The sequence below is a fragment of the Collinsella sp. AM40-7AC genome, from assembly GCF_003468125.1.
Taxonomy (GTDB): Bacteria; Actinomycetota; Coriobacteriia; order Coriobacteriales; family Coriobacteriaceae; genus Collinsella; species Collinsella aerofaciens_O.
Window position 1 is genome coordinate 286883 of record NZ_QSGK01000001.1, and the last position, 20698, is coordinate 307580.

Consider the following 20698-nt stretch of genomic DNA (forward strand, 5'->3'; position numbering starts at 1 on the left):
AACAGGTAGGAACGATTTTGCCCCTTAGATGTTACAGATTGAGATATTTGACAGCTTGAATCGGCATCGCCTACAGCGCGGCGACGACCTTGTCGCCCATCGTCGTGGTGCCGAGGATCTTATCTGCCGGGGTGTTGACATCGGCGATGTCACGGGTGCGCCAGCCCTCGTCGAGCACGCGCGCCACGGCGCTCTCGATCCACGCGGCTTGCTCGCCCATGTCGAGCGCGTAGGTCAGCAGCATCGCCACCGACAAGATTTGAGCCAGCGGATTGGCCACGCCGAGCCCCGCGATGTCAGGAGCGCTGCCAGCGCTCGGCCCAAACAGCGATACGCCATCATCCAGCGAGGCAGAGGCAAGCATACCGAGCGATCCGGTAATCTGAGCCGCCTCATCGGACAGGATGTCGCCGAACATGTTCTCCGTCACCACGACGTCAAAGTCTGCCGGTCGACTGATGAGCTGCATGGCGGCGTTGTCGACGAGCAGGTCCTCAAGCTCCACGTCGGAGTACTCCTCGTCTTGCACGCGATGCACGATCTCGCGCCACATGCGGCTCGTCTCCAGCACGTTGCGCTTATCAACGCTCGTCACCTTGCCGCGACGTTTGCGCGCCGCCTCAAATGCCTGGCGCGCAATGCGCTCAATCTCGTACTCGCGATACTCCATCACGTCGACCGCACGCTGACCGGCCGCACCCGCAGCGCCCGCGCAGGTCACGGATGCGGGCGCCAAAGTCCCACGGCATGTTGTAGCCCATCGTATCGGGGATGTTCACGACCGTGGCACCGGCCTTTACGGCCGCCTCGATAATGCGCACCAGAAACTCCTGATCGGAGCGGCCGGCATCCTCGGCATAAAACTCAACATCGTCAACGAACTTGCGAGCATGTTTGACGGCATGGATCGCTCACTCAATTGCCCTTTCCTCAGTCATATGGAGCTTGTCGCGCAGGTGACTGGTGCTCACACCCAGCCCTGTATGGATACGGGGCCTCTGGGCCGTTTTGAGCGCCTCTGCAGCCACTTCGATATCCCTGTCGACAGCGCGCGTCAGGCCGCATACCGTGCATCGGTCGCCCGCAATCTTGCCAATCTCCTGTACGGAGCGAAAGTCACCAGGACTCGAGATGGGAAAGCCCGCCTCGATAACGTCCACGTTCATGCGCACCAGCTGGCGGGCGATGAAGAGCTTTTCCTCGGTATTCATGCTGGCGCCCGGCGACTGCTCACCGTCGCACAGGGTGGCGTCAAAGATTGTGATTTTGCGGCTTATATGTTCCTCCTGATTGACCGTTTTATGACAGATGGCTTTCAGGAGAGAGAGAAGGCCTAGAGATAGAAAAATACCCGTGTCGCTCATCACGCCTGAAAGCGGCAGACGATAGCGCACCCGGGTACAACAAATCGTTATAGCGAGATTACAACCCTAGCGCGCTATCCAATCTAGTAGCGCTAGGCCTAGGAGCTGTTGCGTGTTCTTAAACATGTTGGGCTCCCTTCGGCCTCGGGTAGTACTACATCGCGCTAAAGTACAACACAAGTAAAACCACCACAAGGGTGCCTGTCCCCTTCGTGGTGGTTTCGTTGACTCAAAAGCAAGAGACCCGGTCCTGCACAAGGCAGAACCGGGTTTCTTTAGCAATGCTTGCTTTGCTCAGGCAGTAACTAAAAGTTACTCAGCCAGGAAGTCACGCTGGACAGCGGGATCGACCTTGACGCCAGGGCCCATGGTGGAAGACACGGAGATGGACTTGACGTACTTGCCCTTAGCAGAAGAAGGCTTGACGCGCAGGATCTCGGTGTACAGGGCAGCGTAGTTCTCGACGAGCTGCTGCTCAGAGAAGGACTTCTTGCCCAGGGGCACGTGGCAGATGCCGTAGCGGTCGGCGCGATACTCAACGCGGCCGGCCTTGAGCTCGGAGACCATCTTGGCGACGTCCATGGTCACGGTGCCGAGCTTAGGGTTCGGCATGAGGCCACGGGGACCAAGAATCTTACCGATGCGGCCAACCTTGGCCATCATGTTCGGCGTAGCGATAGCGGCGTCGAAGTTGATCTCGCCCTTTTGAATCTGGGCGACGAGCTCGTCGGAACCGATGATGTCGGCGCCGGCAGCCTCGGCCTCGCGGGCCTTCTCGCCCTCGGCGAAGACGGCAACACGAACGGTCTTGCCGGTGCCGTGGGGCAGGGAGATGGAACCACGGATGTTCTGGTCAGCCTTACGAGTATCGATGCCCAGACGGAAGTGAGCCTCGACGGTCTCGTCGAACTTGGCGGTGTCGAGCTCCTTGATGAGCTTGGCAGCCTGAAGGGGGGTGTAGAGCGTGGCGCGGTCGATCTTCTCGGCAGCGGCGTTATAGCTCTTACCATGCTTAGCCATGTGCATTACCTCCTGTGGTTAAACGGGCGTGAGCCCTCCCACATCGTATCGTGTGCCCTATTGCACACATATAACGGGCGCCCCGGTCGGAGCACCCGTCATTACCTAAAGAAATCGCTACTCAGCGATGGTGACGCCCATGGAACGGGCGGTACCGGCGATGATCTTCTTGGCGGCGTCAATGTCGTTGGCATTGAGGTCCGGCATCTTGATCTCGGCGATCTTGGTGAGCTGCTCCTGGGAGAGCTGACCGACCTTGTCGGCCTGGGGCTTAGCGGAACCAGACTTGAGGTTCAGCTCCTTCTTGATGAGGTGAGCCGCCGGCGGGGTCTTGGTGATGAAGGAGAAGGACTTATCCTCGTAGACAGAGATCTCAACGGGGATGATGTCGCCCTTCTTGTCCTGCGTCTCGGCGTTAAAGGCCTGGCAGAACTGCATGATGTTCACGCCAGCAGCGCCCAGGGCGGGGCCGACGGGAGGAGCGGGGTTAGCTGCACCAGCAGGAATCTGGAGCTTAATGACGTTGGCAACCTTCTTCTCAGCCATGGTCATTCCTTTCGAATCACGAGTGTGAAGTACTTGCTATATCGTAAGCACGCACGTGTTAGAAGCACTCCTGAGATGAGCAGTCACAGAAGAAGCACGCTCGCGCGAACGGACGCAAACTTAAGCGATGACAGCGACCTGGTTAAAGTCGAGCTCGACCGGCGTCTCGCGGCCAAAGATCATCAGCGTGACCTTGAGCTTGCCTGCCTCGGTATTAACCTCGGAGACCTTGCCATCAAAGTCGGTAAGCGGGCCATCGGTGACGCGGACGGACGTGCCGACCTGAATATCGACCGAGGTGCGCTTGGGCGAATCGCCCTTACCGGGACGACGAGTCATCTTATTGTACTCGTCGCGGGAAAGCGGAGCGGGCTTGCCGTTGCCGCCCAGGAAACCGGTGACGCCGGGCGTGTTGCGAACACACGTCCAAGCATCGTCATCCATCTCCATGCGGACCAGGACATAACCCGGGAAGATCTTGGAATCCTTGGTCTCACGCTTGCCACCCTCTTTAATCTCGGTGACGCGCTCCATAGGAATCTCGATATCAAAGATACGGTCCTGCATGCCCATAGTCTCGATGCGATGCTCGAGATCGGACTTAACGCGGTTCTCGTATCCAGAGTAAGTGTGAACGACGTACCAACGCTTAGACATGGTTTAGCCCCTCAATCCAGAGAACAGAGCGAGAGCCTCGCCAAAGCCAGCATCGAGCAGAGCGATGACGACGCCGACGATGATCAGAGAAGCGCAAACGACGACCGAGTAGTTCACGAGCTCCTTCTTATCGGGCCACGTGACACGCTTCATCTCGGACTTGACCGAAGCGAAATACTTCTTGGTGCGGGCGAAGAAACCAGGCTTCTCGTTCTTCTTGGACTTCGCAGCCTTCTCGTTCTTCTTGGCAACGGCCTTCTTGGCCTCAACCTTGGAGTTGGCGGCAGCGTTATTGGCAGGTGCCGACTGCTGAGCCTTCTTCTTGTTCTTCTTGTTGGCCATTTGGGTTACCTCCGCGCAATGCGCTTATACATGAGTAAACCGTAAGCCCCCAATTGGGAGCTTACGGAATAATGACTGGCACGCCAGGAAGGACTCGAACCCTCAACACTCGGTTTTGGAGACCGATGCTCTACCAATTGAACTACTGGCGTATATGACTAGAGACTAGCGAGTCTCTTTGTGCAACGTGTGGTGACGGCACCAGGGGCAATACTTCTTGATCTCCATACGATCAGGCATGTTCGACTTGTTCTTGGTGGTCGTATAGTTGCGGCGCTTGCACTCAGTGCACGCAAGAGTAACTAGAGTACGCATGTATCCTGAACCTTTCATTTCCGCCCCGTACGGGCACGAGATGGTACTTTATCAGCTCTATGTAAGTGCTGTCAATGAAAACCTCGAATCAATTGGTTCTCGGTGGATCCATTCATATTTGGAACACATCAATGAAGCCATCGAGAGCTAATCGACGGTGCAACCAGGACCATTATTGATCCTCTCGACACCAGCAACGGCTCAATATCCATTGCAGAAAAGAACCCGGCACCCATATAAGTGCCGGGTTCTCTAAGTCAACTATCAGAGAGCTAATTTACTCAATGATCGTGGAGACGATGCCCGAACCGACGGTGTGGCCACCCTCGCGGATAGCGAAGCGCAGGCCCTCCTCCATGGCGATCGGGTGGATGAGGTCGCCCTCGATGGTGATGTGGTCACCAGGCATAGCCATCTCGGTGCCCTCGGGGAGCTTGACCGTACCGGTAACGTCGGTGGTACGGAAGTAGAACTGAGGACGATAACCATCGAAGAACGGGGTGTGACGGCCGCCCTCCTCCTTGGTCAGAACGTAGATCTCGCCGGTGAACTTGGTGTGCGGGGTAACCGAACCGGGCTTGCAGAGAACCTGGCCGCGCTCGATGTCCTCGCGCTTGATGCCGCGGAGCAGCAGACCGACGTTGTCGCCAGCCTCGCAGAAGTCCATGGACTTACGGAACATCTCGATACCGGTAACGACGGTGTTCTGGGTATCCTTGATGCCGACGATCTCGACGGGCTCGTTGAGCTTGAGCTCACCGCGCTCGACACGGCCGGTAGCAACAGTACCACGGCCGGAGATGGTCATAACGTCCTCAACGGCCATCAGGAACGGGAGGTCGTTGTTACGAGCAGGCGTCGGGATGTACTCGTCGACGGCGTTCATGAGCTCGCGGATAGCGTCCATCCACTTGGCGTCGCCCTCGAGAGCGCCCAGAGCGGAACCACGGATGACGGGGATGTCGTCGCCGGGGAAATCGTACTCGGAGAGGAGCTCACGGGTCTCCATCTCGACGAGGTCGATGAGCTCGTCATCGTCAACCATGTCGCACTTGTTCAGGAAAACGACGATGTAAGGAACGCCAACCTGACGGGCGAGCAGGATGTGCTCGCGGGTCTGAGCCATGGGGCCGTCGGTAGCGGCGATGACCAGGATAGCGCCGTCCATCTGAGCAGCACCGGAGATCATGTTCTTGACGTAGTCAGCGTGGCCCGGGCAGTCAACGTGAGCGTAGTGACGGGCAGCAGTCTCGTACTCGACGTGGGAGACGGAGATCGTAATGCCGCGCTCGCGCTCCTCGGGAGCCTTGTCGATGTTCTCGAACGCAGTGAAGTCAGCCTTGCAGCCCTCGGTCTCGGAGAGAACCTTGGTGATGGCGGCGGTCAGCGTGGTCTTGCCGTGGTCGACGTGACCAATGGTGCCGATGTTAACATGCGGCTTAGTGCGCTCAAACTTCTCTTTGGCCATAAAGCCCTCCTCTAAACAGGTCGTCCCCGGACGGGACTTTGCCTTTATACCATAGTAGCCTCTCAACATACTATTGAGAAGCCACCGTGTTACCTATGGTAGCGGTGACTGGATTCGAACCAGTGACGCCACGGGTATGAACCGTGTGCTCTAACCAACTGAGCTACACCGCCGGATGGAGCCTGCAACCAGACTTGAACTGGTGACCTCTTCGTTACCAACGAAGTGCTCTACCGACTGAGCTATACAGGCACTTGACGGGTGGGAGCTATAGGATTCGAACCTATGTAGGCAGAGCCAACGGGTTTACAGCCCGTCCCCATTAACCACTCGGGCAAACTCCCAATCGTTCAAGTATCCGCAGGTTCTTTGGTCTTTTGGACCGCCGCCCCCGCGAACGAAAAAGATAATACGATGCAACCTTGGGGGCTGTCAACGAAAACCTCTAGATACACGGTTCCGGGCGTATCTATATAGCCGTGACCTGCGGTTTTGTTGAGTTTGGATGTGAAGGACGGTGGTTTTGGATACAGCGGTGACGTTTCCCAAGGTAACACTTTGGTGTAGTGGAGTACACCTTCAGGATCGAACTTCGATAACAGCCTATTTGCACCTATATATAGGTCGAGATCGGGCTTCCGCGGCAGATTCGAGCGTGGATTTTCTCCCGTTTGAAATCGAGCGTGGATAATCTCCCACTATTGGCGTGCCCCCAAGGCCAAAGTGGCAGATTATCCACGCTCATTCTCCAGGCGGGAGAACTATAGAGCCGCAACTACTCGGGCCAGGCCAAAGTAGACCCATAGAGCGGCTCCCCCTTGGTGCAGGGGTAGCGACTCAAGTAACACGACGATAGCAAGTCGAAGAAATAAGTCATGGCATATTTCGAATAAACGCCGAGTCGGTCAATTCCGTTTCCCGCATTACCAAGACGATATACACGGTCAAAAGACCTCGATTTGTCATCGTTGCTAAACGCAGTAATTAGAATCTTCCTGCCCGAACGGCAATCAAGATACTCACGCGCCTGTGACGCAAATAGCCCGGAGACCGATACGAGAATTATCAATGACTGCGAAGTGTCTCCCATGTTTTTCAATTCCGCGACGTTAGCCCCAGCAACTATGCGAACTATCTTGCCCGCATAAAACATTTCCTGCTGAAATCGTACGAGATTGGCGCTCACATTATTGGTGCACCAGATTTCAACGTTTTTATGGCCATCAATTTCGTCGGCAAGGTGCTTAATAGCGATATCGGACACGCCGCTTTCGACCTCAGCGAACATCTCGATCATGCGAACGTCGAGCTCTGCCCTGTACTCCTCGTAGCCAAATTCCTCCTCTCGATGGCTTAAGTCGCTTGGAAAGACTGATTGAGTAAATGATTCTTTCAAATCGCTAAGAGACTGGTAGCCCAATCGATTGCAGAAACGACGAACAGCGGAACGGGTCACGAATGCATCGCGGGTTATTGCGGCAACATTGATTTCGCTCGAACGCCTAATGTGAGCGATGAGATATCGAGCGATGGCGGCATCGTTTGACCCAAACTCGCTGTTGATGATGGAGCTAATGCGATTGAGCACATCGAAGTCATTGATATTCACGTGATCCCTCTTTCCGCTCTCCTCGATATTATGGTTCATTTATTGAATCAAACAGCTTTGGTCGTTCTCCTATGATTCAAATCAGTTGACGTCATCTTAATCGTAATTCCGTCACACGTATCCACCGTGTTGAATGATGGAAAGGGGATTCATGGGCAACGTGAACAACATGCCGTTTCTCTGGGGTTCCGCCACAGCGTCTTATCAGTGCGAGGGTGCCTGGAACGAAGACGGCAAAGGCCTCGGCGAGTGGGATTTCTTTAACCACACAAGCAATAAGAACATCAACCATGTTGACGGTGATGTATCTTGCGACTTCTACCATCGCTATGAAGAAGATATCCGCATGATGAAAGAAGGCGGACAAAACACCTATCGCTTCTCTCTTTCATGGAGTCGAATCATCCCCACGGGTATCGGCGAAGTGAATGAAGAGGGTATCGATTTTTATAATCGAGTCATTGATTGCTGCCTCGAAAATGGCATAGAGCCCAACGTTACGCTGTTCCATTACGATCTGCCATTCACGCTTGCTTGCAAAGGCGGATGGCTGAACAACGACATGGCAGAGTGGTTCTGCAAATACGCCAAGATTTGCTTTGAGCGCTTTGGAGACCGCGTCAAAATCTGGGCTACCGTTAACGAGCCGCATTTCTACAGCTACTGCGTAAACATGTTGGGCAACTATCCCCCCAATCGATCGCTCGACGTTCAGTCGTACATGCAGTTTCAATACAACCTGATGCGCGCAAGCGCACTCGCAGTCCGAGCATATCGTCAAATGGGCTACGACGGCATCATCGGCGCCGTCCACGATGGCGGCGTTGTCGAACTCGACCCGGCAACCGAGCACCCTGATGACGTATTTCGATACGCAGACTTTTTCGCCAATCGCATGATTCTGGCACCAGCGCTTCAGGGTCAACTGCCGCCAGAAATGGACGAAATCCTTGAAAAACTTGGCGTCTCGCTCTATCGATCCCCAAATGACGTAGAAGAATTCAGAGACGGTAAAGTCGATTTTATTGGACTCAACGTGTATTGCCGAGAGTATGTAACCGACTGGCACGGTGGAGAGCTTGCCGTTTCGGCGAACAATAAGGGCGGTTCGAGCAAAAAAGTCGAAGGAAAATGCATTGCGCCCTTGTTTGAAAGCGCCCGCGACAGCAATGTTCCCCGCAATAAATGGGGCCGCGAAATACTCCCAAGTTGCATGTATTCAACCATCATGGATGTCCACGAGCGCTATGACGCGCCCCGCATCTTTATTACGGAAAACGGACATGGCGCCTATGAGCAACCAGACGCAGACGGAATGATCCACGATGATGACCGCATCGAGCTTCTGGGCCAGTTCATCGAGCACATGATGAGGGCTAAGCGCGACGGCGCGCGCGTTGAGGGCTACTACCTCTGGTCGACGATGGATCTGTATAGCTGGATCAACGGCTACGAAAAACGATACGGACTTGTCCACATCGACTTCGAGAACAATCTGGAGCGCACCCCCAAAAAGAGCTGGTATTGGTACCGAGACCTTATCTCGAAGTATCAGGAGCAGGAAGGTTAGGAGAAAGAGATGAAATATCAGGCAATGTCCGAAACAGTCCTAAAGGCTGTTGGCGGCAAAGAGAACATTACATCGGTAACTCATTGTGCGACGCGCCTTCGCATCGACGCACGAGACACCTCGATCATCGATCTCCAGCTCGCCAAATCGGCCGATCAGGCGCTCGGGGCAGTAGTCAGCGGTGGCCAGCTTCAGGTGATCATCGGCCCCAACGTCACCGAGGCTTACAACGACTTCCTCGACTTCGCGGGAATCGAAGTCGGCGGCGGCGCGGTTGCCGATGATGCCCAAACCGCCAAGGATCTTGCAGAGGGTATCAAAAGCGGCAACACTGCCATGAGCCTGGTTGAGAAATTCGGAAATGTCTCCGCACAGGTATTCATGCCCATCGTCCCGGCGCTCATCGTAGGCGGACTCATTCTTTCGATTAAGAATCTCCTGGTCAATTATTGTGGATTGAGCACCGATAGCGGAACTGCTCAGGTTCTGCTGGCGATCTTCAGCGCCTCATTTAGCTTCCTGCCCGTTTACCTAGGCTACCAGCTCGCCGCTGTCATGAAGATGCAGCCTATCATGGGCGCGCTGCTGGGCGCAATCATGATTAGCTCGTCTATTAGCGGTGCTGAGGGTCTCGACTTTCTTGGCATCCCCATCCCGACGAATGACTACTCGAGCACGGTGGTGCCAATCGTACTGGGCGTTGTGTTCATGTACTTTGTTGATCGCGGTCTTCAGAAAATCATCCCGGACGTTACCAAACTGTTCTTGAAGCCGCTACTCACCATGTTTATCGTCGTGCCTGTTGAGCTGATTATCCTCGGCCCCGCCGGCAGCATGATGGGCTACGCGCTGAGTGATGCCGTCACGTGGCTCATGGATAACGTGGCATTTATCGCTACTCCAATCCTTGCAGCCCTTAACCCCTATTTTGTCATGCTCGGTCTTGATAAGGCCTACATCGCAATCGAAGTTACGAGCTTGGCGCAGCTCGGCTGGGCGCCCATCATCTTTGGCTTCATCTCAAACCTCTGCATTGGCGGCACGAGTCTCGCCTTGGCAACTGCAATGAAAGGCAACAAGGAGAAGAGGGGTATGGTCACCACGGTTGCCGTCACCGCACTCTGCGGCGTAACTGAGCCCGCGTTCTACGGCTGCCTCATCGAGCGTCCCCGCCTGCTTGTCGGCACGGCAATCGGCGCCCTCTGCGCGGGACTCCCCGCAGGTATCTTCGTCCTGAAGGAGTATGTTGCGGGAGCATGCCCCGGCCTTCTTTCGGCGCTGATTTTTATCGCTCCCGATGGATCCATGGGCAACTTCGTACTGGCGTGCGTTGTCGCCGTCATCGCCATCGTCGTCTCGTTCATCGCTGCACGCGTGATCATCAAGAAGAACCCCAACTATATTGAGTAAATGCCCGCTGTTTGCATTGGGGACATCCTCGGCAGACCATTAGCAAGAACCCAAGAAGTCCCTTAGGAGCTCGATTAATCCATTCGGATTCCTGAGGCACAAACGACCCCGATTCCACAATGAAATCGGGGTCGTTGTTTCTAAAGCCGTCGATAGACAATCGGTGTTTACCTTAGCCCCCTATCCAAGTTAATTATCCACGCTCGTTCTCCGGTCGGGAGATTTTCTTCTCTCTCGTGTCCAGAAATCCACGCTCGAGCAGGACATCCAGGACCGTACCCGCCCTTGTCTCGATCTGTAACAGCAGGAGACCTATTCCGCTTCTACATGTTACAGATCAAGATATTCCTAAAACACCCTAAGTTTCATCTCAATCTGTAACAGTTAGATGCCAAATATCGGTCTTGGCGTTACAGATTTAGACAAACTGGAGGACGAGACAAACCAAAAACGGGATGGGCGCTAACCCAATGGCGCACCACCTAAATAGAAACGGGCCCTGTCCCACAAGGAACAGAGCCCGAAACTCTCATGGAGCCAGTGACAGGAATCGAACCTGCAACCCACTGATTACAAATCAGTTGCGCTACCGTTGCGCCACACTGGCACACTTGGCGCTTTCGCGCGAAGCCAATTAAGAATAAAGGAATTGCGGACGAGGCGCAACAGGCCGCGCGGCGTTATATAAATATGCAAAATCCAGCAACAACACGTACCAAGCCCGTTCATTTCTGTCAGTTCGCCCTCAATCTTAAAACTCTTCGCCAGAACGAATAGTTTTAATTACAATTGGCTATATAAAACTATTCGTTCTGGCGAAGGGTTTCGCGATGTTGACTACAAAGGAAGCAGCCGAACTGCTCGGCATCACCCCGCGCAGGGTGCAGGAGCTCATTAAGAACGGCGCGCTGACCGCCCGCAAGGCTTCTGGCGTGTGGCTTATCGACAAAGACAGCGTAGACACGCGACTCCGCTCCGCAACCAAAAGAGGGGGACGGCCTCGTCGCGGGCATGGGAAAAGCGAAATCGCATTTACCCTCATGAACCGCACGCACGAAGTGGCCCAGCTGGTCTACAGCAGATCACGGAAAGACTTCACCCACATCGGCGCCGACGTCGATCGTGCCCACGCCCCTATTGGAGTACTTGGCCCCAATAGTCCCGTGTCGCTCGACTCTTTCCGCATTTGGTGGCGAGGCCGCGGTATCCCGCTCGCGCGCATTGGGCTTGCATCCCTGTTGGCAGAAGCAGCAGTCGATGTTCCCGACGAACTCATCCAGCGAAATCTTGGCCTCTCCTTATCCGACCAGTATTGGATTAGACCCCAAGGCTCCGGTCTCGCGTGGGAAGATATCAATTTCTTCAATAATGCTTTTGACGACGTCTCTCTCAGCATCGCGCCCTTCGCCCCAGAGGGCAAGGCAGCTGCCGCAAAGCCCGACAACACCTCGGACGGCAATCTTCAAAAGTACTGGACATGCGAGGATGACCGTCGAATACTCCACAAGGCAGGTGCGCACCTGAACCAGGAACCCTATAACGAGATGGTGGCGACCGCACTTCACCGTCGCATCCTAAACGCTTGCGATTATGTACCCTATTCGCTCGAAGGCACAGGTACTTCTGCCTTGAGCACATGCAATGTCTTCTTAACTGACGAAGAAGAATATGTCTCTGCGTTCTATGTAAACCAGCATGCAAATGCAGACGAGCGACTAACCGATTACGAACGGTATGTAGCAAACTGTGAGGAGCTTGGAGCGACAGATATAAAAGACGCCCTTGACCGCATGATCGTATGTGACGACATCATTGCCAACTACGATCGTCATTGGCGCAACTTCGGCCTCGTGCGAAACGTCAACTCACTGGTCTGCAGACCAGCCCCCATCTTCGATTCGGGCTCATCACTCTGGTGCAACATATCACTAGAGGAGCTTAGGGCGGGAGAGCACAGTTTTACCAGCGCACAATTTCATTCAAGCCCCGCCAAACAAATGTTGCTCGTCGAGGACATGGGCTGGTTTGACGGCGACAAACTCGAAGGCTTCGTTGGCGAGGCAATCGAGATTCTGTCCAGAAACAACGCGCTCACGGCAAGGCTGCCATATCTAAAAGAGGCGCTTACATGGCGCCTCCGTAGAATGATCGACATCGCTGAATGGAGTTAGCGAGACAGCGTCGCGCCGTCAGCTCCCCTACCTCCCGCGCAGGGCCTTGAGCTTGGCCAGGGCATCGGGGCTCAGGCGACTGCCCAGAGTCATCTTGATCTGCGGAGCTTCCTCTGCCTCGTGAACGTCGTTGTCGATCTGTTTGATCTCGTCCACCAGCATACGGCTCGAGATGCGCGTGACGCCCTTGCCCATGACGACGGCCTGTATTGTGCCGTCACTCGATACCACGGAGCACGCGCGGCCTTCCTCACGCGCCTCGATGCAGAGCTTCTGCACCACGGTATCGGCAGAGACGCCCGTCGGCGAGAACTCGATGCGCACGCCGCGGGCCGGTAGGTTGGGGCGCTCGTTGGAGATGTTGCCCGCGCCGTCGAACACGATCACGGCCTCGTAACGGCCCTGGGCAAACGCCGCGACATCGTTGATAAGCGCAGTACGAGCCATATCGTGGACGTCGCTGGAATATGGATCGTCGGAATGGTCGTAGACGAGCTTTTCGTAGCGCTGCGTGCAGTGGATCACGTTGTAACCGTCGACCACCAGCAGCTCGGGCTTGTTGGAGTGCACCGTCGAGACTGGGTCGGCGATAGCCTGCGCAAACGCATTGCCGCCCACGCCGTAGGTCGCGGCCGAAACAATCGGCTTGGCCGAGCCCTCGCCAAAGCGCTTGGCCTTGGACTTGGCGCGGTTCTTCTTGGACATGCGCTACTCCTCCCCCATGAGCTCGCCGGCATTGCGGCGCAGCCACTCAAAGCACAGCGCGGTGGTCGCCTGGGCCACATTGAGACTCTCGGTCATGCCGCGCTGGGGAAGCTTGGTCAAAAAGTCGCATTTCTCGAGCACCAGGCGCGAGATGCCGTCGCCCTCGGACCCCATGACGAGCGCAACGCGGCCCTCGAAGGGGGCGTCCCAGCAGCTGCCCTCGGCGTGCTCGGAGGCACCGCCCACCCAAAAGCCAGCGGCCTTAAGATCGTCGAGTGCACGGGCGATGTTGGGCACCTGCGCGATGGACAGATGCATGACGGCACCGGCTGAAGTCTTGTAGCTGCCCACAGTCACGCCAGCGGCACGCTTGTTGGCGATGATAACGCCCGCGGCGCCCACGACCTCGGCGGAGCGCACGATGGCGCCGAAGTTACCGTCGTCGGTCACGTGGTCGAGCACCACGACAAGCGCCGGACCGTCGCCCGCGCGGTCGAGGATATCGGCGACATCGGCATAGGGGAAGTTGCCTACCTCGAGTGCGATGCCCTGGTGAGCGCCATGGCTCGACAGCGCATCGAGCTGTGCACGCGGCACGTACTTAATGCGGACACCCGCGGCATTGAGGTCATCGACCAGGCGCGACAGGGCGGCATCGCGCTCCCCGCCCTCGGCGATGAGCGCGCACTTGATGGGAAAACCGGTGCGTAGCGCCTCGGCGGCAGCACGACGGCCTTCAATAAACTCGCCCTTGGGAGCCTGAACAGCGTCGCGGTTGCGATCGCGCTGCGGACGAGCGGCCTGGGCGCGATCGCGCTGGCCCTTAGGAGCGGCAGCGCGATCATTGCGGCGAATCGGACGCGAGCCAGAAGCAGCCTGCTTGCCGCCACGAGGCGCACGCTTGCGATTGTCGGCCATAGGACGGCCTCCTTAAATAGATAACGAACAAGAATCGACCGTTCGAGCCGCGGCACCTTGCCTTTCAATCGTCGGGCATGACCACCAGGTCTATGCCCTCCTCTTTCAAGGCAATCTGCCGCACCTCGAACGGTCGACAAATACTAGAGACTCTTAATACGAGTGCCCGCGGCCGTATCCTCAATGGTGAGGCCCAGGTCCTTGAGCTGGTCGCGAATGGCATCTGCCAGATCCCAGTTCTTGGCGGCACGGGCCTCGGCGCGAGCCTCGAGAATCTTAGCAGCGGCCTCATCCACGTCGTCACCAGTGTAGGCAACCAAACCGGCGGCAACGCCCAGCAGACCCAGCGGCAGCTCGACCTTGGGCTCGGGAAGTTCAACGCCAAACGCATCGATCAGCTCGGCCAGCGTATCGGCGGCAGCCAGGACTGCGGCCTTGTCGGCAGCATCGCCCGCCTGCTCCAGATACTGATTGCACTCGGTGACAAAGCCAAAGACGGCACCCATGGCACCGGCGGTGTTAAAGTCGTCGTCCATGCACTCCTTAAAGGCGGCACGGGTCTCGGCGGCCTTGGCGGCAAACGCCTCGGCGGCAGCCGCATCGGCATCGGCCGTCGCGTGGTTCGCAGCCCAACGCAGGTTCTCGACCGTACCGGCAATACGCGTGAGCGAATTCTCGGCGCCCTCCAGGCGCTCCCAGGAGAAGTCGAGCGGTGAGCGATAGCTCGTCTGCAGCATCAGCAGGCGCAGGGCGGCAGCGGAGTGCTGCTCGAGGACCTCGGCCAGCGTAAAGAAGTTGCCGAGCGACTTGGACATCTTCTCGCCGTCTACCAGCAGCATGCCCGTGTGCATCCAAGTGTTGGAGAAGCCCTGGTGCCAGGCGCAGGTGGCCTGGGCGCACTCGTTCTCGTGATGCGGGAAGGCAAGGTCGGAGCCGCCGCCGTGGATATCGATCGGGGTGCCCAGGTAGCGGTGCACCATGGCGGCACACTCGGTGTGCCAACCGGGACGGCCTTCGCCCCAGGGGCTCGGCCAGCTGGGCTCGCCGGGCTTGGCAGCCTTCCACAGGGCAAAGTCGAGCGGGTCGTTCTTGTCCTCGTTCTCCTCGATGCGCGCGCCAACCATAAGGTCGTCGATGTTGCGGCCCGAGACCTGACCATAGTTGGGATCGCTGCGCACGGCAAAGTACACATCGCCGTTATCGGCTGCGTAAGCGTGGCCCTGCTCGATAAGCGTCTTGATCATGGCGATCATGGGGCCGATCTCCTTGGTGGCGCGGGGGCGCACATCGGGATCGAGCACGTTGGCGGCGCGCATGACGCCGATGAACTTGTCGGAAAACTCCGTCGCGACCTCGGCAGCCGTACGGCCCTGCTCGTTGGCGCGCTTGATGATCTTGTCATCGACATCGGTGAGGTTCTGGGCGAACGTGACCTCGTAGCCGCTCGCGATGAGCCAGCGACGAATCACGTCAAAGCTGATGAACGTACGGGCGTTGCCGATGTGGATGTTGTCGTAGACCGTGGGGCCGCACACGTACATGCGGACCTTGCCGGACTCGATGGGCTGGAACTCTTCCTTTTTATGGGTAGCGCTGTTGTAGATACGCATTCGTTACTCCTTAACGGTTTTCTGTAGCAGGCAGACGGCCCAGGCGCCAATTCCCTCGCCTTGACCTTCCCAACCGAGTTTTTCGGTCGTGGTGGCGGCGACGCCCACGTTTTCGACGTCAACGCCCAGAGCATGGGCGAGGTTGGTGCGCATGGCATCGCGGTGCGGGGTGATCTTGGGCTGCTGACAGGCAATGGTGCAGTCGGCATCGACAAACTCAAAGCCCAGCTCGCGCGCATAGTCCATCACACGGGCAAGCAGCACCATCGAGTCGGCGCCCTCATAGGCGGGGTCGGTATCGGGGAATAGCTTGCCAATGTCTCCCCCACGGCAGGCACCCAGAATGGCGTCGGCCAACGCGTGCGCAAGCACATCGGCATCCGAGTGGCCCAGCAGGCCGCGCTCATAGGGAATGTCGACCCCGCCGATAATACATCGACGCCCCTCCACCAAACGATGGACGTCGTAGCCGTGGCCAATGCGCAGGTTACTGAACATGGGGAAGGTCCTCTCCCTCGGCCATGCGGCCAAGCAGAATCGCGGTTACGGGACGCAGGTCCTCGGGCACCGTCACCTTAAGGTTATCGCGCGGGCTCTGGACACAGCGGACACGCCCGCCCATGCGCTCGACCAGCGAAGAATCGTCGGTCCCGATAAAGCCCTCGGCGATAGCTGCGGTGTGGGCGCGCTTCATGGCGTCGACGCTAAAGATCTGCGGTGTCTGCGCGGCCCAGTAGAGCTCACGCGGCGGCGTCTCGACGATATTGTCGCCGTCGACGATCTTGAGCGTGTCGATCGCGGGCTGACCGCATACGACACCGTCGAGCGAGCGGTCGCCCACAAGCACGTCGATCGCATGATCGACGGCCTCGGTCGTGATGAGCGGACGGGCGCCGTCGTGGATGGCGACATATTCGAAACCCGCCGGAACCGCATGCACGCCGGCACGGGTGGAATCCTGACGGGTATCGCCGGCATCGGCGAAGCTGATGGGCGTGTCATAGTCAAACGGGTCGATGGCCAGGCGGCGCATCTCGGCACGGCGCTCGGCAGGACACACCACCACGATGTGGCCGACCTTGTCGCTACGATCGAACGCGCGGATGGACCAGCTCATGAGCGGACGGCCCGCCACGTTAACGAGCTGCTTGCCGCCGGGATTTCCAAAGCGCTGGCCGCTACCGCCGGCAACGACCACGGCGCATACGGGCGCCATTATGCGTTCCCCTGTTTGGTGCCCTTCATGCGGTACAGCGAGTCCGCAAGAATGGCAGGATTGTTGACGCCAAAGTCGCCCAAGCGCTCCGGATCCTCGCTGATGTCATCCATGAGCTCCTGCAGCGAGCCGTACTCGTCGACGATCTTCTCGGCCACGCCGTCGCGCACGACGGACACGCGCGAAAGCGTACGCAGGCCCAGCGGCGTCATGACGGAGTCCTCGTCCAGGTCGTCGTAACCCAGAACCGCCGCCACATGCTGTGGGTCGGACAGGTCCTTAGGTGTCATACGGCTTAGGTTGGCGCGAATCTTCTCGGCATTAGCCTCGGAAGAATCACTTGCGTAGTCGCGGATCATCAGGTCATACTCGGTATCCATGCTGGAGCCCGCGAGCTGCTCGAGCTGCATCTGCACGAGCTTGCCCTGGTTGCCCAACTTGACGATGCAATCCTTAAGCTCAGTCTTTGCCTGCTGCATGATCTCGAAGCTCGAGAAAATACCGGTAATGTCGGCGAGCGTAACGTAGTCGTCGAGCTCGAGGGCCGTCAGGCGCAGCAAGGAGCGGTCGAGCGACTGACGGGTAGTCTGGAGCGTGGCGACGAGCTGGTTGACCGAGCTCATGATGGTGGTGACGGGCTGGATCTCGTAGCTCTTGCCGTGAACGTACACGTTGACGACGGCACGACGGGCCGAGACCGAGATCACAATGGCATCGGTGAGCACCGACATGCGAGCGGCGGTGCGATGACGCATGCCCGTCTCGCTCGTGGCAAGCGAGGGATCGGGATTGAGATGGAAGTTGGCGCGCAGGATCTGGGTGAGGTCGCCGTCGATGACGATGGCGCCGTCCATCTTGGAGAGCTCGAACAGACGGTTCGAGGTGAACGAAATGTTGAGCGGGAAGCCGTCGTTACCGGCAGCGAGCACGTTTTCGGTGTCGCCAACGCAGATAAGGGCGCCCAGGTGACCGGCGATGATCATGTCGAGGGCAGTGCGGATCGGCTGACCAGGTGCCGTCAGACGGATGGCCTGTTCCATACGCTTTTGCAGCTCGTTCTTATCCAAGGCATCGCTCCCATCGTATACGCTCCATAAACGCTAAATAGTTTCTCACGGTTTGTCCCCGCGGCGCTCGCGAAATCCGATGCTTACAGAATGAGCGAACACCGCTAAGATAGCTAATTTGGGACGGGCTCTTTTGACTACCCACTCAACCATTTGCCAAGGATAGTCTTTATGTTGCTCCCCCAAGAGGTACACGCGGGCCCGCCCGCAGAGAGGGAGCCAGACTATGGGACTCGCAGAGCTCGTGCTGCTCGCCGTTGGCCTTTCGATGGACGCCTTTGCCGTATCCATCTGCAAGGGCCTTGGCATGAAGAAGATCAACCTTAAGGTCGCCGTAGTGCTCGGCCTGTTCTTTGGCGGCTTCCAGGCCGGCATGCCCGTGATCGGATGGGCGCTTGGCAGCCAGTTTATGGGCATCATCGGCCCCATCGACCACTGGATCGCCTTTATCCTGCTCGCCTTCATTGGCGGCAAAATGCTGTGGGAGGCCTCTACCGAGGACGAGGATGAAGGCGACGGCGAGGATGCCGAAAAGATTGACCTGGGCGAGTACCTGATCCTCGCCATCGCCACCTCAATCGACGCCCTAGCCGTAGGCATCTCATTTGCCGCGCTCTCGGTCGACATCATGCCCGCCGTGTCGCTCATCGGCATCACGACCTTTATCTTCTCCGTCGCCGGCGTAGCGATCGGCCACACCTTTGGCGCGCGCTACGAAAAACCCGCCACCATCGTGGGCGGCGTCGTGCTCATCCTTATCGGGCTTAAGATCTTACTTGAGCATCTGGGGATTCTCGCGATATAAAAAACGCCTCTCATAAGCCAACGTCAATGTAGGGATCTCATGCAGAGTTTTGCATAATGCCTTTTCGTGCAGACTTTTGCATGTCATACTGATATGCAAAAGTCTGCACGTTAGGAGATCGCCGTGGATAACCTTCCCATCACCACACCGCGCCAAGCTGGCATCTACGTGCGCCAGGCACGCGAGACTCAGGGTCTCACCCGTGCCGCCCTCGCCAAAAAGGCCGGTGTTTCGGAGCGCCTGCTCGCATCGCTCGAGCTAGGAGACGCCACGGGTATTCGGCTCGACAAGTTGCTGACCGTTTTTAACGCACTCGGCATAGGTCTCTTTGTGCAAAGCGATAACGACTCCATCGCATCGCCCTCTGAACATCCGACGACGATAGCGGACCTCCCTATCGCAAACTCGAATGCCCTGCCAAAGCCAAGCGTAGGCAGACGACCCGCTCGACAAGGAACGCCATCTTCCTATGGTGCCTTGCTGGCCCAAATCGCAGCCGAGCAAGGCCTTTCCGGCACTTCAGACCTCTCCTTTGGCTGTAAGGTTGTGAAATAAATGGCAGAAATGGAGCTTGCGACCCTCATTTGTGGCGAAATCGCAGGCACTCTCCGGCAAGACGAGCATGGACTCTGCAGCTTTGTATACGCCCCAGCCTATCGCGGAGCACCGCTATCGCTAACAATGCCGCTTTCCAATCGCACGTATGGCCATAACATCGTCCGCCCGTTCCTATTTGGCCTTTTGCCCGACAGTCAAGAGCAGCGTCGCGCTATTGCCGCCGAGCATGACGTTGCATCCAACAACCCCGTCGCCCTCTTGTGCCATATCGGTCTTGACTGCGCGGGGGCCGTTCAGTTTTGTCGAACCAATCAATTAGGCGCCGCCCGCGGCAGGGTCTCGGCATACCGCCCGCTTACTAATTCTCAAATCGCTCACAAGCTCAAAGCAATTCGCGATGACGAAAGAGAGACATGGATGGGCTCCAACGAAAGCTGGTCCCTGGGCGGCAACCAAGGCAAATTTGCACTAGCTTGGCATGATGGCCAATGGTGCGAATGTCTAGGGTCATCCCCCACTACCCATATCTTCAAAAATGGTGTCGTTGGGTTCAAACATCAGGCCTTAAACGAATTCGTCTGCATGAAAACGGCTCAGCGCGTTGGCATTCCAACTGCCAACGTCTCCTATTGCACATTTGAAGACGAAGCCGCACTCGTCGTTGAACGGTACGACAGAATGGTCAATAGCAGCGGAAATATCGAAAGGCTGCATCAGGAGGACTTTTGCCAGGCGCTCGGTGTATTGCCAAGCCAGAAATACACCGCCGACGGAGGACCGACTACACGAGACATCCAAGAACGACTGATTAGCACAGTCCCCCACCACATGAATCTTGTGCTTTTTACCTATATGTTGTTCTACAACGCCATTATCGGAGCGCCTGACGCACACGCTAAAAACTACTCGCTCATCCTTGGCAAAGGCACAAACGCGGCGCTCGCACCCATGTACGATGTCGCGTCGGGTTTGGCATATGAGCGCATGCGCCGCCGGGCGCGCCTTGCCATGAGCGTTGGCGGCGAAAATCGTGTGGGGCGCATCGGTCCAGCCGCTATCCGCCGATACCACGGTATGGGCGACTCCGCGCTGGAGGCGACGCTCACCGATGCCGGGCTATCCGAGAAGTTTTGCTTTGCGACCATGATGGACCTCGCCTACGAGGTGCCCATTTGCATGGAAGAGGTCATGGACGAATACGCCGACTTACCCGGCATGGCGGACCTGCGCGAGCATATGCTCGGCCCCGTCCGCGAAAACTGCCAGCGAACCCTCGACCTCATCAGGGCGGATATGGGCTAGACGCCAATCAATTTCCCATTTCTTAAAAGAAGAGAGGGGACACCT

The 20698-nt window shown here is 57.3% G+C and carries 20 protein-coding genes, 5 tRNA genes and 1 pseudogene; 6 read left to right on the forward strand and 20 right to left on the reverse strand.

Features of this window, described 5'->3' with window-relative positions; translation table 11 throughout:
- Positions 1–70: 70 nt before the first annotated feature.
- The 13 genes and pseudogenes from DW892_RS01250 to DW892_RS01310 form a co-directional block, all read right to left on the reverse strand.
- On the reverse strand, positions 71–736 hold the full coding sequence (locus DW892_RS01250) for an isocitrate/isopropylmalate family dehydrogenase (RefSeq protein ID WP_226790685.1): 666 nt from the start codon (positions 734–736) through the stop codon (positions 71–73).
- Positions 645–1364 (reverse strand): annotated as a pseudogene (locus DW892_RS01255) (hypothetical protein). The gene DW892_RS01250 and the pseudogene DW892_RS01255 overlap by 92 nt, the downstream one beginning before the upstream one ends.
- Positions 1365–1676: 312 nt before the next feature.
- A complete protein-coding gene (gene rplA / locus DW892_RS01260) occupies positions 1677–2384 on the reverse strand; it encodes a 50S ribosomal protein L1 (protein WP_022093892.1) in 708 nt (235 codons plus the stop codon).
- A gap of 117 nt (positions 2385–2501) precedes the next feature.
- Complete coding sequence (gene rplK / locus DW892_RS01265; RefSeq protein ID WP_022093893.1) at positions 2502–2930, reverse strand: 50S ribosomal protein L11; 429 nt, start codon at positions 2928–2930, stop codon at positions 2502–2504.
- 120 nt (positions 2931–3050) lie between these two features.
- Positions 3051–3587, reverse strand: a complete 537-nt coding sequence (nusG, locus tag DW892_RS01270; RefSeq protein ID WP_006234984.1) for a transcription termination/antitermination protein NusG — start codon at positions 3585–3587, stop codon at positions 3051–3053.
- A 3-nt stretch (positions 3588–3590) separates the two neighbouring features.
- Positions 3591–3929, reverse strand: coding sequence for a preprotein translocase subunit SecE (gene secE / locus DW892_RS01275; RefSeq protein WP_117765104.1), 339 nt, complete (start codon positions 3927–3929; stop codon positions 3591–3593).
- Between the two features lie 76 nt (positions 3930–4005).
- Positions 4006–4081: transfer RNA gene (locus DW892_RS01280), tRNA-Trp, on the reverse strand.
- A 13-nt stretch (positions 4082–4094) separates the two neighbouring features.
- Entirely contained in the window at positions 4095–4244 is a 150-nt protein-coding gene (rpmG, locus tag DW892_RS01285) for a 50S ribosomal protein L33 (RefSeq protein ID WP_117655047.1), read from the reverse strand.
- Between the two features lie 277 nt (positions 4245–4521).
- Entirely contained in the window at positions 4522–5712 is a 1191-nt protein-coding gene (tuf, locus tag DW892_RS01290; protein ID WP_117563790.1) for an elongation factor Tu, read from the reverse strand.
- Between the two features lie 96 nt (positions 5713–5808).
- Positions 5809–5885, reverse strand: a tRNA-Met gene (locus DW892_RS01295).
- 3 nt (positions 5886–5888) lie between these two features.
- Positions 5889–5964: transfer RNA gene (locus DW892_RS01300), tRNA-Thr, on the reverse strand.
- A 10-nt stretch (positions 5965–5974) separates the two neighbouring features.
- Positions 5975–6056: transfer RNA gene (locus tag DW892_RS01305), tRNA-Tyr, on the reverse strand.
- A gap of 431 nt (positions 6057–6487) precedes the next feature.
- Positions 6488–7321 (reverse strand): MurR/RpiR family transcriptional regulator, encoded by an 834-nt coding sequence (locus DW892_RS01310; RefSeq protein ID WP_158564497.1) that lies wholly within the window; start codon positions 7319–7321, stop codon positions 6488–6490.
- Positions 7322–7472: 151 nt separating this feature from the next.
- Here DW892_RS01310 and DW892_RS01315 point away from each other — a divergent pair, with 151 nt between their 5' ends.
- Entirely contained in the window at positions 7473–8891 is a 1419-nt protein-coding gene (locus DW892_RS01315) for a glycoside hydrolase family 1 protein (protein WP_117765108.1), read from the forward strand.
- Positions 8892–8915: 24 nt separating this feature from the next.
- Positions 8916–10301, forward strand: a complete 1386-nt coding sequence (locus tag DW892_RS01320; RefSeq protein WP_233546744.1) for a PTS transporter subunit EIIC — start codon at positions 8916–8918, stop codon at positions 10299–10301.
- Positions 10302–10833: 532 nt separating this feature from the next.
- On the opposite strand, the gene DW892_RS01325 is transcribed toward DW892_RS01320, so the two are convergent.
- Positions 10834–10908: transfer RNA gene (locus DW892_RS01325), tRNA-Thr, on the reverse strand.
- Between the two features lie 223 nt (positions 10909–11131).
- Here DW892_RS01325 and DW892_RS01330 point away from each other — a divergent pair.
- Positions 11132–12472 carry a DNA-binding protein gene (locus tag DW892_RS01330; RefSeq protein WP_117765112.1) on the forward strand — a complete coding sequence of 447 codons (1341 nt, stop codon included), beginning with the start codon at positions 11132–11134 and terminating at the stop codon, positions 12470–12472.
- 27 nt (positions 12473–12499) lie between these two features.
- Here DW892_RS01330 and DW892_RS01335 read toward each other — a convergent pair whose 3' ends face one another.
- The 6 genes from DW892_RS01335 to disA all read right to left on the reverse strand — a co-directional run bounded on the left by DW892_RS01335 (position 12500) and on the right by disA (position 17961).
- Entirely contained in the window at positions 12500–13177 is a 678-nt protein-coding gene (locus DW892_RS01335) for an NYN domain-containing protein (RefSeq protein WP_117765114.1), read from the reverse strand.
- 3 nt (positions 13178–13180) lie between these two features.
- The gene (gene rlmB / locus DW892_RS01340) at positions 13181–14095 is read right to left on the reverse strand and encodes a 23S rRNA (guanosine(2251)-2'-O)-methyltransferase RlmB (protein WP_117765116.1); all 915 of its coding nucleotides are present in this window, start codon (positions 14093–14095) and stop codon (positions 13181–13183) included.
- A gap of 143 nt (positions 14096–14238) precedes the next feature.
- A complete protein-coding gene (gene cysS / locus DW892_RS01345; protein ID WP_117765118.1) occupies positions 14239–15705 on the reverse strand; it encodes a cysteine--tRNA ligase in 1467 nt (488 codons plus the stop codon).
- Between the two features lie 3 nt (positions 15706–15708).
- Positions 15709–16203: a 2-C-methyl-D-erythritol 2,4-cyclodiphosphate synthase gene (gene ispF / locus DW892_RS01350; RefSeq protein ID WP_117765120.1), complete on the reverse strand. Its 495-nt coding sequence runs from the start codon at positions 16201–16203 to the stop codon at positions 15709–15711.
- The gene (ispD, locus tag DW892_RS01355) at positions 16193–16921 is read right to left on the reverse strand and encodes a 2-C-methyl-D-erythritol 4-phosphate cytidylyltransferase (RefSeq protein WP_117583110.1); all 729 of its coding nucleotides are present in this window, start codon (positions 16919–16921) and stop codon (positions 16193–16195) included. Before ispD ends, ispF begins: the two co-directional genes overlap by 11 nt.
- Complete coding sequence (disA, locus tag DW892_RS01360) at positions 16921–17961, reverse strand: DNA integrity scanning diadenylate cyclase DisA (protein WP_369831362.1); 1041 nt, start codon at positions 17959–17961, stop codon at positions 16921–16923. The genes ispD and disA overlap by 1 nt, the downstream gene beginning before the upstream one ends.
- 253 nt (positions 17962–18214) lie before the next feature.
- Here disA and DW892_RS01365 point away from each other — a divergent pair, with 253 nt between their 5' ends.
- From DW892_RS01365 to DW892_RS01375, 3 genes are all read left to right on the forward strand, one after another.
- Positions 18215–18793 carry a manganese efflux pump MntP family protein gene (locus DW892_RS01365; RefSeq protein ID WP_117765122.1) on the forward strand — a complete coding sequence of 193 codons (579 nt, stop codon included), beginning with the start codon at positions 18215–18217 and terminating at the stop codon, positions 18791–18793.
- A 123-nt stretch (positions 18794–18916) separates the two neighbouring features.
- A complete protein-coding gene (locus DW892_RS01370) occupies positions 18917–19348 on the forward strand; it encodes a helix-turn-helix domain-containing protein (protein ID WP_187364958.1) in 432 nt (143 codons plus the stop codon).
- On the forward strand, positions 19349–20653 hold the full coding sequence (locus DW892_RS01375) for a type II toxin-antitoxin system HipA family toxin (RefSeq protein ID WP_117765124.1): 1305 nt from the start codon (positions 19349–19351) through the stop codon (positions 20651–20653).
- Positions 20654–20698 lie beyond the last annotated feature (45 nt).

Coding starts and splice junctions, on each gene's coding strand:
- rplA (WP_022093892.1), bottom strand. CDS start 2,384: ATGGCTAAGCATGGTAAGAGCTATAACGCCGCTGCCGAGAAGATCGAC.
- rplK (WP_022093893.1), bottom strand. CDS start 2,930: ATGGCTGAGAAGAAGGTTGCCAACGTCATTAAGCTCCAGATTCCTGCT.
- nusG (WP_006234984.1), bottom strand. CDS start 3,587: ATGTCTAAGCGTTGGTACGTCGTTCACACTTACTCTGGATACGAGAAC.
- secE (WP_117765104.1), bottom strand. CDS start 3,929: ATGGCCAACAAGAAGAACAAGAAGAAGGCTCAGCAGTCGGCACCTGCC.
- rpmG (WP_117655047.1), bottom strand. CDS start 4,244: ATGCGTACTCTAGTTACTCTTGCGTGCACTGAGTGCAAGCGCCGCAAC.
- tuf (WP_117563790.1), bottom strand. CDS start 5,712: ATGGCCAAAGAGAAGTTTGAGCGCACTAAGCCGCATGTTAACATCGGC.
- DW892_RS01315 (WP_117765108.1), top strand. CDS start 7,473: ATGGGCAACGTGAACAACATGCCGTTTCTCTGGGGTTCCGCCACAGCG.
- DW892_RS01320 (WP_233546744.1), top strand. CDS start 8,916: ATGTCCGAAACAGTCCTAAAGGCTGTTGGCGGCAAAGAGAACATTACA.
- DW892_RS01330 (WP_117765112.1), top strand. CDS start 11,132: ATGTTGACTACAAAGGAAGCAGCCGAACTGCTCGGCATCACCCCGCGC.
- DW892_RS01335 (WP_117765114.1), bottom strand. CDS start 13,177: ATGTCCAAGAAGAACCGCGCCAAGTCCAAGGCCAAGCGCTTTGGCGAG.
- rlmB (WP_117765116.1), bottom strand. CDS start 14,095: ATGGCCGACAATCGCAAGCGTGCGCCTCGTGGCGGCAAGCAGGCTGCT.
- cysS (WP_117765118.1), bottom strand. CDS start 15,705: ATGCGTATCTACAACAGCGCTACCCATAAAAAGGAAGAGTTCCAGCCC.
- ispF (WP_117765120.1), bottom strand. CDS start 16,203: ATGTTCAGTAACCTGCGCATTGGCCACGGCTACGACGTCCATCGTTTG.
- ispD (WP_117583110.1), bottom strand. CDS start 16,921: ATGGCGCCCGTATGCGCCGTGGTCGTTGCCGGCGGTAGCGGCCAGCGC.
- disA (WP_369831362.1), bottom strand. CDS start 17,961: ATGGAACAGGCCATCCGTCTGACGGCACCTGGTCAGCCGATCCGCACT.
- DW892_RS01365 (WP_117765122.1), top strand. CDS start 18,215: ATGGGACTCGCAGAGCTCGTGCTGCTCGCCGTTGGCCTTTCGATGGAC.
- DW892_RS01375 (WP_117765124.1), top strand. CDS start 19,349: ATGGCAGAAATGGAGCTTGCGACCCTCATTTGTGGCGAAATCGCAGGC.